This is a genomic window from Thalassospira sp. MCCC 1A01428 (assembly GCF_002115825.1).
GTDB lineage: Bacteria > Pseudomonadota > Alphaproteobacteria > Rhodospirillales > Thalassospiraceae > Thalassospira.
Genome location: NZ_JFJZ01000040.1, coordinates 31,127 through 44,686, shown reverse-complemented (window position 1 = coordinate 44,686; position 13,560 = coordinate 31,127). Strand labels below are relative to the sequence as shown.

The window sequence follows — 13,560 nt, the reverse complement described above, 5'->3', positions numbered from 1 at the left end:
GTTTGTCTGCCGGGGGCATTTTGTTTGTTTGGGCAAGGCGGCTGATTACAGCCAATCAGGCGAGGGCAGGCCTTTTTCCTTAAGGAAGGTCGGGTTCCACAGCTTGCTTTGATAGCGTGTGCCGAGGTCACACAGGATGGTGACGATGGTGTGGCCCGGCCCCAGTTCGCGGGCGAGCTTGACGGCACCGGCAATGTTGATGCCAGTCGAGCCGCCCATGCACAGGCCTTCTTCTTTTAAAAGATCAAACACGATTGGCAACATTTCGGCGTCGGTGATCTGGAAGGGGTGGTCAATGTCGAGTCCTTCGAGATTGGCGGTAATGCGTCCCTGGCCAATCCCTTCCGAAATTGATCCACCTTCGGATTTCAACTCGCCATGTTTGTAATGGCTAAACAGGGCGGCACCCATCGGGTCGGCAAGGCCGATTTGAATGTTTTTGTTGCGTTCGTGCAGCGCCATGGCCGTGCCAGCAAGGGTGCCACCGGTGCCAACGGCAGCAATGAAGCCATCAACTTTGCCGTCGGTTTGTTCCCAGATTTCCGGGCCGGTGGTGTCAAAATGGCCCTGACGGTTGGCGACATTGTCAAACTGGTTGGCCCAAATCGCGCCATTTTGTTCGGTTTTTGCCAATTCTTCGGCCAGGCGGCGCGACACATGGACATAGTTGTTTTCGTCGCGGTACGGCACAGCCGGAACTTCGCGAAGATCGGCCCCTAACAGACGCAGCAGGTCTTTCTTTTCCTGGCTTTGGGTTTCGGGAATGACAATAACCGTGCGATAGCCCAGCGCATTGCCAACCGTTGCCAGGCCAATGCCGGTATTGCCGGCCGTGCCTTCGACGATGACGCCGCCAGGCTGTAGCAGGCCGCGTTTTTCGGCATCGCGAATAATGGCAAGGGCGGCACGGTCCTTCACCGACCCGCCGGGGTTGGTGTATTCCGCCTTGCCCAAAATGGTGCAGCCCGTCAGTTCCGATACCTTTTTCAGGCGGATGAGCGGGGTGCGGCCAATGGCCTCGATGGTGCCATTGCGAATGTCCATGACAGACTCCAGAATTATCAGATTACAAAATATATGCCTGTTGATTGGTCCTTTTATACACAAAAGTCAAGTCAGTTTTAAAATTACCACGTAAATTTTGTGTCAAATAAAATATACGCACAAAATTTGTGTTATTTAATTGATGTTCTGGCGGCGTGGCGTAACCGGTCACGGTTTAACGTCAGCCATTGTATGGCCATGATGGTAGGGGCATTACAGAAAATACCGTCGCGTAACATGGCAAAACATTCGTCGGATGATTTGGTAAAAACGCGAATATCTTCGCCTTCTTCGTCAAGGCCATGCAGGCCGCCGGCCTTTTCGCTGTCAACCTGCCCGTAGAATATTTGCACTGTTTCGCTGCTGCACCCCGGCGATGCATAATAGCGCGGAATGATGATTTCGAGATCCCCGATGATCGAACAGCCGGATTCTTCGATGGTTTCGCGGCGGGCCACGTCTTGCAGGGTTTCGCCGGGTTCGACAATGCCGGCGACAATTTCGGTTAGCCAGGCGGGCATTTCTGGGGTGTTTTTATGGACGCTCAGGGTGGCCGGGCGAAATTGTTCGATTAAAACTACTTCGTCACGCACCGGGTCGTAGGGCAGGACGGCAACCGCGTGGTCGCGCTCTAACACTTCGCGCCTTATAATCTGGCTTTGGTCGCCGTTAAATTGTTTGTGGCGCAGTTCATAAACGTCAAGTTTGAAATATCCATCCCAGCCCCGCTGGTGATTGATGATGTCGACATCACGATAATCCAATTTTTTTCTCCGGTTGTGCGCGGTATAATTGTGACCTTATCGTAGCTGGCCCGATGCTTCCAGTATCCCGGGTTGTTTTGCGATGCGGGTGGTTGCCAGTCCTTGTTGTGGTATTGCCTGTGCTGTTTTGGGAACAAGTGCTGATTGTCGTTGTTACAGGGCACAGATGGTTACCATAACTATTGGCAGGATCATGGCGCGACGCGGGCGATGATGTGTGTTGCCCCGACAGGGCCGGGTAAATGTACATAAAATATTGGTTTCCCGGCCCGGCTTTGGCCGTGTGCCGATGCGTTATGGCGTGATTTTTTGTTGGCAAATGGAGAATTTTATGTCGGACGTTCTCGATGATGCAGAAGCAGAGGATTTTCCAGCGATTGATCTGGAAAAGGTTGCCTTTATCCTGTTAAAGGCGCGTGCCTTTGATGTGCAGGAAGACGTTGTTGAGCCTGATTATGGATCAAACGGCTCAGACGACCAGTTTCGTGAGGTTTTGGAAGCCTATGGCGACGATGCGACCCACAGCGAACTGGTTGACGCGATTAATGATTTGAATTGGGACGAGCAATGCCATCTTGTTGCTCTGGTCTGGATCGGGCGAGGCAGTTTTGATGCCGACCAGTGGCAGGAAGCGCTGAGCGAAGCCGAAGATGGCCATACCAACCACACCGCTGAATATTTAACCGGAATTCCTTTGCTGGGTGATTACATCGAAGAAGGCCTGGCGGCCTTTGACATTTCACTTAGCGAGATTGAAATGTTAGGAAGTTAACCCAGGGTTGTTTCTGCGTGATTTGCATTAGAAGTTGAATCGGGTGTCCGATTTCCAGTGATATGGTTGCATGGGCCCCCGGTTCCCGGTTTTGCGCCTGTACATTTGGCGAGGCTGCTATGGAATTATATTCGAAAGAATAGGTCTGTAGAATGGACCGCTTTTGACGTGCCATATAATTTATTGTTTTTTGGACATATCTTGTCTTTCCTGTATCTGTACCGGAGCTATACAATATGCACGGTTTCGTTGGTGCCCGATGTTTGGGGTGCGGGGTTGGACAAATGATTGTGTTGGTGCGTTACGGCTTCTTCATATTTAATGAATATAATAAGCATCAACCAATGGTTATAGTTGACGATAGAAAATGTTGTGTGCTGCCTGTTGACGGATGAAGCCGTTTGGCATGGTGGCTGGCACGGTCAGGGGAACGGGTTGGCGCGCTTTGAGCAAAAAGAGATCGAAGGTCTCTATGGGCAATCAGCTGTAGGTGTCGTTATTCACCGGGGCTTGCAGGCAATTTTTGCCAATGATGCCTATGCGCGCATGATGGGCTGCAAGGATGCTGGCGATTTTATGCAAGATACTGATATTGCGCAGTATATTCCACCAGCCTTTCATCGCGAAGCCCAGAAACTTTATGATCGTTTTATCGCGACGGTCGGCTTTCATGGCTGGAAAAAGGTATATAACATTCGCCGTGACGGTTCTCCGGTGTGGCTGGAAATAAGTGACGAAACCATTGAATGGGAAGATGGCCGTGCGTTGTTGACGACGGCACAAGTGATCGAAAATGGCACAACCGCAATGCAGGTTGATCATATGCTGGGTCGGTCATTTATCGGTGTAACCGTTCATCGTGACATGACCGCCCTGTATGTAAATGACGCATTCGCCCGGCTGACCGGGGCCAAAAATGCAAGCGATTTTATGACAAACCCCGATCTTTCGCGGTTTGTTGATGTGTCCATGCGTGAACAAAGTGCGGCTTATAGCCAGAAGGTTTTGCAAGGTGTTGTTGCCGGGGATCGGCGCCGGGAATGTAGTTATTTTGATGACGGGCGCGAAGTTTGGTGCGACCTGACCGATGAACGTATTTTGTGGCATGATGGCAAGCCTGCCGTTTTGACGACAGCCCATGATGTGCGCGAGGAAGTGCGTATGACAGGCATGTTAATGCGCAATAAAAACAGTCTTGAAAATGCGGTGGCCGAAGTCATTCGTATGGTGCCTACCGCCGTTGCAATGTTTGACGAGGAATTGCATGTTTTGCATTTTAACCGCGAGTTTTCGCGGTTATTTGCGCAAAATCCGGCGGTTTACCCCGCAGCGACCCCAGAATTTGATGTATCGGGGTTGCGCGCCATTTACCGCGAAATGACACGTGCCGGGCATGACCATGCCGATCGTAATGGGGTGATGACACCGTCCGGGCGCCTGGCCGACATTCGGACCAACCGGTTGCAGGGCGGGGGCATGATGGTTTCTGCCCTGGATGTGACCGATCACAAGGAAGTTGAAAAGCAGCTTGCGGTTTTGGCATCGACCGATCCTTTGACCGAGGTTTTGAACCGGCGTGGATTTGAAGGGGCCGTTAGCCGCCTTCAGGATATTCGCCGGTTGCGGAACAAGGCCTGGCAATATGGCATTGCCATGCTGGACCTGGATTATTTCAAGCAGATCAATGACCGTTTTGGTCATACTTGCGGCGACCGGGTGTTGCAGGAAGTTGCCGCAGTGCTGCGGCGTGCCTTGCGCGAGGACGACCTTGTGGTTCGTTTGGGTGGCGAGGAATTCGCTGTGTTATTGCCATCGGCCACAGCCGAAGTCACAACAGGAATTGCCCGAAAGCTGGCAAATCTGATTGGGAGTATCCGCCTGCCGGATGACGAGGGCAATGCCGACGCCGTTTCGGTAACCGTCAGCATCGGGGTGACCATTGGTGGCGATATTGGCGATAGTGAAATCGATTTGCCAACGGCCCTTCTGGTGGGGGATCGTGCCCTGTATCAGGCGAAACAAAATGGCCGTAATCAGATTATCTATGCAGATCCGACCCTGCCGGCAGCCATGATCATGCCCGATGAGGTGCCACGATCCAATGGTGAAGGAAAAGCCGGGACTGATTTGGAACCGGGCGAAAAATAGGCCATTCGTGCCATGCCGATCAGCACCGTTGACCTTGCCGTTTTGCCCCGCTTAACCCGATATCTGCGGGAAATCCCTGACGCGGTGGTGGAAATTGGTTCGGATATGCGATAATTAGGAGGCTGTCGGGTTTTAAGAACAGTTTTCAGGCCGGATACACTGCGCTGCCCCAATTTTTTCCATTCACAATGCTGGATGGAAGATGGATCGTGTTGATCATTGCGCAGGAATGTTTGTGTGCTGGATGTTGATATGTTCTTTGGGCCTGTATGTTTCGATCCAGACAGGAGAGCGCCACCGTGGGCAATATCAGCCAAATAGAACCAACTGCAATTTGGGCCAACTTTCAAAAACTGTGCGACATCCCGCGGCCTTCCACCAAGGAAGAAGCGGTGTTGCAGATGATTGAAAAACTGGCTGATGACAATGGTTGCAGCCATTATCGCGATAGCGGTAGTAACCTGGTGGTGAATGTTGCAGCAACGCCGGGATACGAAGACCGTAAAATGGTGGTTCTGCAATCCCATGTTGATATGGTGACCCAGGCCAATAGCGGATCAAGCCACAATTTTGATACTGACCCGATCAACGCCTATGTTGATGGTGAATGGGTTACGGCGGACAACACCACACTGGGCGCGGATAATGGTATCGGTGCTGCGGCAATGCTGGGTGTTCTGTGCGATAAATCGGTCGAGCACGGCCCGCTGGAATTGTTGTTTACGGTGGACGAGGAACGTGGCCTGACCGGCGCGATGAACCTGGAGCCGGGCCGTTTGCAGGGCGAAATTCTGTTAAACCTTGATACCGAAGATGAATATGAATTGTATGTCGGCTGTGCTGGTGGCGGCGACCTGGTGGCGCGCTGGCAATATAGTGCCGATACGGTTGCCAATGACCTGATCGCACGTAAAATTGCGCTGACCGGTCTTAAAGGCGGGCATTCGGGCATTGATATTATTTTGGGCCTGGGCAATGCCAATAAATTGATGGCGCGTTTCTTGCGCCCGTTATTGCGCGATCTGGATGCGCGGATCGTGTCGATCGAGGCAGGTACGGCACGCAATGCCATTCCGCGTGAATCCTTTGCCACCATCGTTTTACCGGCGGAAAATGCAGGTGCCTTTGACAGCGCGCTGGCCGCATTTCAGGATGACGTGACTGGTGAATATGCCGATCTTGAGCCCAATTTCGCAATTGCCGCATCGCATGTGGATTTGCCGGAAAGTGCCATGACCCCGGCTGATAGCATTACCTTTAACAATGCCATTCTGGGCAGCCCCAATGGTGTGCAAGCCATGAGCACCAGCGTTCCCGGCGTTGTTGAAACATCGATCAATCTGGCGATTGTGTCGGTGGCCGACGGGCAGGCTAAAGTAACCCTTTCGGCACGCAGTTCCATTTCCAGTGCGCGCGATGCAACGCGCGATGTTGCCACGGCTGTTTTTGAAAATATCGGTGCAACTGTGACCTGGGGTGATGCCTATCCTGGCTGGAAACCCAATATGGACAGCGAAGTGCTTGATATGATGCAGGCTGTACATCGCGACCTGTTTGGCAGGGATGCCGAGGTAAAAGTGATCCATGCCGGGCTGGAATGTGGTGTTCTGGGATCGAAATATCCGAACTGGGATATGATATCGTTTGGACCAACCATCAAACGCGCACACAGCCCCGATGAATGTGCCCATATCCCGGCTGTAGCCCGGTTCTGGGATTATTTGCAGGCGGCCTTGAAGGCCATTCCGGCAAAGGCTGTGTAATATCGTCTAACGCCGATATGCGTTATTGGTGTTTCAGGATTTTCTTTAAATGCGACTGGCTGTTGGGTCAGTCGCATTTATTTTGTTTGCACCATTCGTCGCGTGCCGCACTGCCATCTCCGGGGACCAGGGCGTCGGCATTTACATAGCCGTCTTCACCCAGTTCTGTTTCAACCCGGATCCAGAAGTTTTCGTTTTCACCAATAAGAAATACGGTTTCAAAGCGTGAAAGCCGTCGCATGACCGGAAATTTAATACCTGCTCCGGTACGCAAATTAAGAAATTGCTGATCGACATAATAAGGATCGGTTTTGGGGGAGATCAGGTTTTCGACCTTGTTGCGGACAGTTTCGATTGTGTTGCGAACCTGCCCGGGAAATTCGGTGCTAAAATACGTATGTGCCGGTCCAAAGGCCAGCAGCAGGACAAAAATAACGACAAATACCGGTCCCAGATGCATCAGGGCATCGAACATGGCCACGCGTTTCCATTCATCGCGTACGCGTCGTGCCGGTTGGCCGGTATCAAGGCGGCGTAAATTTGCGCGTATCTGTTCGGCCAGTGCAGACCTGTTATTGCCAATAAAATCAGATGCCTGCATTAAAACAGCACGGGCCAGTGGCTTATTGCCAGTGCGTTCAAATGCAGTGGCCTGATTGTAAAGAAGTTGTGCGTTGGCTTCGGCAGGGAAGTTTCCCCCCCGCATATTGGCAATAATGGCCCGCCAGGCGGGGAAAAAACTGCGCCAGCCCCAAAACCCGCTTAGCCATGTACGCAGGCTGGCGCGCAGAGCCATGCGGCGCGCACCTTTCGGCGATAAAACCGCGCTGATGGTTTCTCGGCGGATGGAATTTAAAAACCCGTGAATGATTGTAAATTCAATATGGCGTGGCTGGGCTGAAATCACATCGGTAATGGCGCACCGGGCAAACCCGCTGGTATCGCCATTTCGGTTTGCCGATTTATGATGGCGGCGTGCGCCGGGGTTTACTTTTGGGTCGCGCTGGCCGGTTTTAGCCTGATGGCGCTGATAGGCCGAGCTTGCCTCGGCATAGCGATCTTCTTCCCGGTTGTTTTGCTGTTTGCGGCCGGACCCGGCAAAACCCTGTTTGGTGGTATGGGGGCGTTCTGCACCCTGTGCAGGGCCGCCGGAGGGATTGCTTTTGCCCGATGCTGTTGTGTTGCCGCGTGCGCCGCCAGACGGGCCCGTGGGCGGGCGACGCCGGATCCCCGCCAGAATTTCATAAGCCTCGGTGACGTCCTTGAACCGTTCTTCCGCATCGGCGTCGGAATTCCGGTCAGGATGAAATTCAAACGCCAGTTTGCGATAGGCCAGTTTGATTTCTTTTTCACTCGCACCGGGTTTAAGGCCCAGTTGGCGGTAATAGGGAATGAGGGGGTCGTGGCTCATGCGGTTTTTATTGTCTCTTGGATCAGTCAGGCCAGCGGAGTATCCCGCAAGAACGCCGTCTATCAGGCAACGCTGCCATTGCTGGCACGCATATTGTGAAATATTAGGGCGTTTGGCGCTACAATTGTTTGTGTTTTATTGAGAAAGCAAAGGCATTGGCACAATAGTTAACCGACGCCGGGGCCAATTGCGGCCCGATTGCGTGGTGTGGGCCGGTTTTGTGCCATCGCCAGGCGTTATATTGCGATGATCGCTAATGAGACGGCCCATGGTGCGTGTGTCAGGTGTGGGGGCGATATAGTGCGTGTTGCTTGTGATGTGTTGTGCTTTCACTCTTTACCTTGCCGGGGCGATCATTGATGATGGCCCGCATGAATGTTGAACAGCATAGTGTAGCGGGCGGTGCCATTGAAATTTAAGTTCTGGCAACGAAAATCATCGGATGCCAATCTCTATATGGATGAAAATATCTCACCGGATGACCCGTTTGGCGCGACGGAAGCAATTAAGGTGCCTTTTCGTAAACGGCTTCGGGCGCGCTGGGAAGGCTATGACGACCCGGCGGAATATTACCTGATGGAACAGCAACTGGCTGATTACCGGCGCTGGTTGCAACGAATGCTGGTATTGGCCGCTCGTCCGGTGGAAGAAGAACCCGGTGAGCTTGACCTAGAAGAAGAAGTGGGCCGCTGGCCACCGGAACGATTAAAGCTGTATGGCAAATTGTTTGATCGCGGCATCATGAAACCCGGCGGGCATGAATATGCCCTGGAACTGGCAAAGCCGCTGGCATTGGACGAAACCATGAGCTGCCTTGAGATCGGGGCGCGCATTGGTGGTACGGCACGTGTGCTGGCCGATAAGTTCGGGGTGTGGGTAACCGCGCTGGAACAGGACGGTGAACTGGCCCTGCTGGGGATGGAGCGGTCTGTTGCAACGGGAAGCCAGAAAAAAGTGCCGGTTCAGCAATATGACCCGCTGGCACCTGAATTTCGGTCGAAATATTTTAACGTGGTCTATTCGTTCGGTGAAATGTTCGTCATCGATAAAAAAGATACCTTTTTGTTGAAACTGACCGAATCGCTACGTGAACAGGGACAATTGCTGATTACCGATTATGTGGTGACAGCAAAAGCCGACGAGTCTTCGGCCAATTATCGCAGTTGGGTTGAAAAAGAGGACGAAAAACCGCATCCATGGACGGCGGATCGATACAAAGATGTGCTGGGAAAGCTGCGATTTGATATTCGCATTGCCAAGGATGAAACCGAATTGCATGTCCAGCAGATCAAAAGTGCCTGGATGATTCTGCTTGCCGAGCTGCAAAAGAGCGGTTTGGACCCCGATTTTGCCGCTTTTTTGGAAGATGACATGGAAATGTGGATGAGACGGGTAAAAATGCTTGAAAATGGTGAACTGGCCTATTATCGGTTCTACGCAACGCACGACTAACGCACTGACACCGCCTGTTTAATAACTTGAGGCAAAATTATTGCGTTTTAAGTGTTGACAGGGACTGGGGTGCCTTCTATTTTCCCGGCTCCCAATAGGGCCAAAGTTTCTAAGGTTTACTGTTATGAAGATCCGGAACTCATTGAAATCCGCGAAGCTGCGGGAAAAAGGCTGCCGTATCGTGCGCCGCCGTGGCCGCGTATATGTCATCAATAAAAAGAATCCGCGTTTTAAAGCACGTCAGGGTTAATTCCCTTACGGACTTAAAACCAGGTTTTACAAAACGCCACCATCCTTGTGATGGTGGCGTTTTGTTTTTTGCAGATTTTTGCGCGTCGGTGTTGCGGTCGTGGACCTGATAAATATGGTCGGGCTACCTGTTGGTCTTAATCACGCTTCACAAGGCGGGGCAGGGCATCAAGGTATTGCTACGCCAATGAATGGCTATGACCGGGTGTCGCTGGCGACAGTGTAAACGGCGGTTGTCTGGCTCCGGCCACGCAACAGGATATCCCCGGCGACAATGACGCGATCAGGGTTGGACAGCTGGTTGCGTGTGCTGTCTGCAAGCAGGATTTTGGTGCCAAAACGTTTGTTTTCGGCCTCCAGCCTGGATGCGCTGTTCACCGCATCGCCGTGAACGGTAAAGGAAAGCCGATCAGTGGCGCCGACATTGCCTGCAATCATGCGACCGGTATTTATACCACAGCGACAGGTTATTTCCTGCCCGTCAAACAGGCGGTCCTGAACGGCCTGCTGTATTTTAATGGCGGTATCGAGGGCTGCGTCGGCATGGTCGTTTAATTCGTCAAAGGCATTATAAACCGCCAGCACAGCGTCCCCCTGAAACTGGGTAATGATGCCGCCATGTTCCTCGATGATGTTGGTGACGGTGTCAAAATAGGCATTCAGCATGGCGACAATCCGGGCGGGGTCAAGTTGTTCGCACATGGTGGTAAAACCGACAATATCAACAAACAGAACGGTGGCGTCACGTTGTTGGGGCGGTAATACGCCCGAATCAGTTTCGGATGCCAGCAAATCACGGGCAATTGAAGGCGGCAGGAACTTGCCAAACAGGCTGCTGATGCGGTCACGGTCACGCAGGGCAATAATCATATGGTTAAATGATCGCGCTGCGTCGTCATATTCGCGAATGCGGCTACCGGTTAATATGGGGGTCATATCAAGGTGGCCTGCTTCCAGGCTGCGGGCGGCGGTTGCGAACCGGCGAATGGGCCGGGTAAAGTGCCGCGACATAAACACGGCAAGTACAATCGAAAGCAGCAGGACAATCCCGCCCAGAATGGCTGTCAGAACCAGCCTGTCAAATTCGGCATCAAACAGGCTTTCTTCAAAGTGAATGCCCAATATCAGCGGAGAAAACGGCGTATTATCAAGTTGCTTGGTTACGATAACGGAATATGTCCCGCCGATATTTAACCCGGAAAGTTGAACGTTGCTGGTGGTTGTTCCCTTGTTATAGGCAGGGTAATCCAGTTTTTCCGATTGGCCCAGGCCTGCCAGAACCGGGTCGCCAATATCGACCGTGCGGGGCAGGGGAACAGGGCTGCGTTCGATCTGATCAGCACCATCAGACAGCGCACTGGCAACGTGATCACCCCAGCTTTGTAACATTGGGTGGGCCAGAACGCGGTTACCGGCGATAATGATAAAAGGCACACCCGGCGCGTTTTCGCGCCCGCGTACCAAACTGTGCGACAGGTTCGATAACGACAGATATTGAACAAAAACACCCAGATAATGCCCGTCGCGAAATAATGGCACCCAGTCGACAATAACCGGCTGTTTGAAATACGGGTCCCAGCGGGGGAAACTGGTTCTGTTATTGGTTGGGCCGCGCAATTGCGATATTTCCGATATCAACATGTCGTCAACGGGCAGGATATGGTGAATTTCGGTCATGTCGCGCGGGTTATAGCCCGTAAATTCGCGATCCCCGTTGACCAGACCATAGGCCATGACATTCATTTCATCGGCTGCCAGCGCACGCATGGTGTTGTCCCATCCCAGATCAAAGTCCGGGTCAAGGCGCCCCTGCGTCACCTGCGATGCCACCCAGTTGGCGCGCGCGCCAACATTGTCCATGCGTTCGCCCATCGCGCGCTGCAACGAAACCAGTTCGTTATCGGCGACCAGAACCCATAAATTGCGGGTATTTTCATAGGCAGCACCAAGGCCCAGATACAGTGCAAGTCCGACCCCGCCAATACTTGTTGCCAGAAAACTTGTCAAAAGAACGGTCAGGACAGAAAAACGGCGTTTTATGTTCACGTATCAATAGCCCTGGCATGATCGAAAGCGGGAAATTATTGCTTAATTCTATTGTGTTTGGCGACCAATGGGAATGGTTTAAGGTGATTGGCGGCGATCAAACTTGGTTGATAGTATAATTGAACTTGATGTGCGTTTGATCCCGCCTAATGTTCCGATCCGGTCCAGCATCTGATCGAGTTCTTCGGGAGTATCGGCACAAATTTCGGCGATCAGGTCAAATTCACCGGAAATGGCAAGGCAGCGGATGCAGCCGGGTATTTTTTGCAACGCGCCAACAACGCCCGCCGATTTTTGCGGTTCAACCTGGATCATTACCTCGGCCAGCAGGCGAGGGCGGGCTTCTTCCCCCAGAATTACGGAATATCCACGAATGATCTGGCTTTTTTGCAATCGCTCCAGCCGTTCCTGAACGGCACTGCGTGACAGTCCAACATCGCGGGCAAGGGCGGCGGTTGGAAGGCGGGCATCCTGTTGCAGGCGGGCGATCAGGCGGCGGTCGATATCATCAAGCTGACGTTTCAACGGATTTACCCATTAAAATGATGGTTAATTATTACGAATTGACAGTATTGCCGGGTTGTTTCCGGCAGTCCAGTGGCAGAGCATTCAAAGATTGAAATTATTCAAACCCAACGATCCATGATCGCTGTTTCAGGCGGCAAAATCCTATCGGGAGATGGCAATGAAAAAAGTTTTAGTTCTGGGTGCGGGCAAAATTGGTCGTATCGTTTCGGTTATGTTGCATGAAAGTGGCGACTATTCGGTGACGCTTGCCGATGCAAACGGCCAGATGCTGGAAGTTTGCGCACCGGATGGGGCGGCAAAACTGGTGAAAGTTGATGTAACCGACGAAGCCGCCTTGCGCGACGTTGCAAACGGCCATGATGCGATTTTGTCGACATGCCCGTTTTATTTGAACGTCGCGATTGCCCGTGTGGCGCGCGACATTGGTGCATCTTATTTTGATGTTACCGAAGATGTTGAAACGACCCGTGCCATTCGGGAAATTTCAAAGGGTGCGGATGGTGCTTTCGTGCCGCAATGTGGTTTGGCCCCGGGCTTTATTTCGATTGCGGCCCACGATTTGTTCAAGCGGTTTGATAAGGTACGCAGCTTGCGTTTGCGCGTTGGGGCATTGCCGCAAAACCCGACCAACCGTTTGAAATATAACCTCACATGGTCAACCGATGGCTTGATTAATGAATATCTGAACCCGTGTGAAGCCATTCATAAAGGCAAACGTATCGAGGTTCTGCCATTGGAAGGTTATGAACGCTTCACCATTGATGGCACCGAATATGAAGCGTTTAACACATCGGGCGGTGTTGGCGCGCTGTGTGACATGCTTGAGGGTAAGGTCGACAGCCTGGACTATAAAACCGTGCGTTATCCCGGGCATCAGGAAATTTTGAAAATTCTGATCGAAGATCTGGCATTAGGTCAACGCCCGGAACTGATGAAAGATATTTTTGAAAAATCCCTGCCGATCACCAGCCAGGATGTCATTGTGATCTTTGCCGATGCGGTTGGGGAACGCGACGGGTATCTGTGTGAGGAAAACTTTATTCGCAAGGTGCATGGCACCAGAATTGGCCCGCGCGACTGGTCGGCCATTCAGGTGACGACATCGGCAGGTCTGTGTGCGGTAATGGATATGGTTCTGACCGGGACGCTGCCGGGCAAAGGATATATCCAGCAAGAACAGGTTGCCCTGAATGATTTTCTGGGGAACCGGTTTGGCCGGTATTTTCAGCACGAAGGTTGATTAATCCCAGCGATATGTATTTGGAAACGGGCCTGTCATGTGCAGGCCCGTTTTTGCGTTCATGTCTTTGTGGCAATGACGGCAAGGTAAACCGGCAGAATTAAAGTTTCGGGACTTTAAAGCGTAGCGGTCAGGGCCAATTT

At 52.2% G+C, this 13,560-nt stretch carries 11 protein-coding genes; 6 read left to right on the top strand and 5 right to left on the bottom strand.

Annotated features, from left to right (window positions below):
* Positions 1-45 precede the first annotated feature (45 nt).
* On the bottom strand, positions 46-1,044 hold the full coding sequence (locus tag THS27_RS21135) for a cysteine synthase A (RefSeq protein ID WP_085594196.1): 999 nt from the start codon (positions 1,042-1,044) through the stop codon (positions 46-48).
* Positions 1,045-1,175: 131 nt separating this feature from the next.
* Positions 1,176-1,808: an NUDIX domain-containing protein gene (locus tag THS27_RS21130; protein WP_085594194.1), complete on the bottom strand. Its 633-nt coding sequence runs from the start codon at positions 1,806-1,808 to the stop codon at positions 1,176-1,178.
* 331 nt (positions 1,809-2,139) lie between these two features.
* On the opposite strand from THS27_RS21130, the gene THS27_RS21125 reads away from it, so the two are divergent.
* The 3 genes from THS27_RS21125 to THS27_RS21115 all read left to right on the top strand — a co-directional run bounded on the left by THS27_RS21125 (position 2,140) and on the right by THS27_RS21115 (position 6,491).
* Positions 2,140-2,580: a DUF3775 domain-containing protein gene (locus tag THS27_RS21125; protein ID WP_085594209.1), complete on the top strand. Its 441-nt coding sequence runs from the start codon at positions 2,140-2,142 to the stop codon at positions 2,578-2,580.
* A 354-nt stretch (positions 2,581-2,934) separates the two neighbouring features.
* On the top strand, positions 2,935-4,728 hold the full coding sequence (locus tag THS27_RS21120) for a diguanylate cyclase (RefSeq protein ID WP_246833057.1): 1,794 nt from the start codon (positions 2,935-2,937) through the stop codon (positions 4,726-4,728).
* Between the two features lie 299 nt (positions 4,729-5,027).
* Positions 5,028-6,491 carry an aminoacyl-histidine dipeptidase gene (locus THS27_RS21115; RefSeq protein WP_139835687.1) on the top strand — a complete coding sequence of 488 codons (1,464 nt, stop codon included), beginning with the start codon at positions 5,028-5,030 and terminating at the stop codon, positions 6,489-6,491.
* A 67-nt stretch (positions 6,492-6,558) separates the two neighbouring features.
* On the opposite strand, the gene THS27_RS21110 is transcribed toward THS27_RS21115, so the two are convergent.
* On the bottom strand, positions 6,559-7,902 hold the full coding sequence (locus THS27_RS21110) for a DnaJ domain-containing protein (RefSeq protein ID WP_085594188.1): 1,344 nt from the start codon (positions 7,900-7,902) through the stop codon (positions 6,559-6,561).
* 408 nt (positions 7,903-8,310) lie between these two features.
* Between THS27_RS21110 and THS27_RS21105 the strand changes: the two genes are divergently transcribed.
* Both THS27_RS21105 and ykgO read left to right on the top strand, forming a co-directional pair.
* Positions 8,311-9,354 (top strand): methyltransferase domain-containing protein, encoded by a 1,044-nt coding sequence (locus THS27_RS21105; RefSeq protein WP_246833056.1) that lies wholly within the window; start codon positions 8,311-8,313, stop codon positions 9,352-9,354.
* 124 nt (positions 9,355-9,478) lie between these two features.
* Positions 9,479-9,604 (top strand): type B 50S ribosomal protein L36, encoded by a 126-nt coding sequence (gene ykgO / locus THS27_RS21100; protein ID WP_007090004.1) that lies wholly within the window; start codon positions 9,479-9,481, stop codon positions 9,602-9,604.
* 194 nt (positions 9,605-9,798) lie between these two features.
* Here ykgO and THS27_RS21095 read toward each other — a convergent pair whose 3' ends face one another.
* Both THS27_RS21095 and THS27_RS21090 read right to left on the bottom strand, forming a co-directional pair.
* On the bottom strand, positions 9,799-11,649 hold the full coding sequence (locus THS27_RS21095) for an adenylate/guanylate cyclase domain-containing protein (protein ID WP_085594184.1): 1,851 nt from the start codon (positions 11,647-11,649) through the stop codon (positions 9,799-9,801).
* A gap of 78 nt (positions 11,650-11,727) precedes the next feature.
* The gene (locus THS27_RS21090) at positions 11,728-12,174 is read right to left on the bottom strand and encodes an Lrp/AsnC family transcriptional regulator (protein ID WP_085594182.1); all 447 of its coding nucleotides are present in this window, start codon (positions 12,172-12,174) and stop codon (positions 11,728-11,730) included.
* Positions 12,175-12,334: 160 nt separating this feature from the next.
* On the opposite strand from THS27_RS21090, the gene THS27_RS21085 reads away from it, so the two are divergent.
* Positions 12,335-13,417, top strand: a complete 1,083-nt coding sequence (locus tag THS27_RS21085; protein ID WP_085594207.1) for a saccharopine dehydrogenase family protein — start codon at positions 12,335-12,337, stop codon at positions 13,415-13,417.
* The last annotated feature ends 143 nt before the right edge of the window (positions 13,418-13,560 follow it).

Bases quoted from the DNA above. Each gene is read 5' to 3' on its own strand.
- THS27_RS21135 (WP_085594196.1), bottom strand. From the start codon at position 1,044: ATGGACATTCGCAATGGCACCATCGAGGCCATTGGCCGCACCCCGCTC.
- THS27_RS21125 (WP_085594209.1), top strand. From the start codon at position 2,140: ATGTCGGACGTTCTCGATGATGCAGAAGCAGAGGATTTTCCAGCGATT.
- THS27_RS21110 (WP_085594188.1), bottom strand. From the start codon at position 7,902: ATGAGCCACGACCCCCTCATTCCCTATTACCGCCAACTGGGCCTTAAA.
- ykgO (WP_007090004.1), top strand. From the start codon at position 9,479: ATGAAGATCCGGAACTCATTGAAATCCGCGAAGCTGCGGGAAAAAGGC.
- THS27_RS21085 (WP_085594207.1), top strand. From the start codon at position 12,335: ATGAAAAAAGTTTTAGTTCTGGGTGCGGGCAAAATTGGTCGTATCGTT.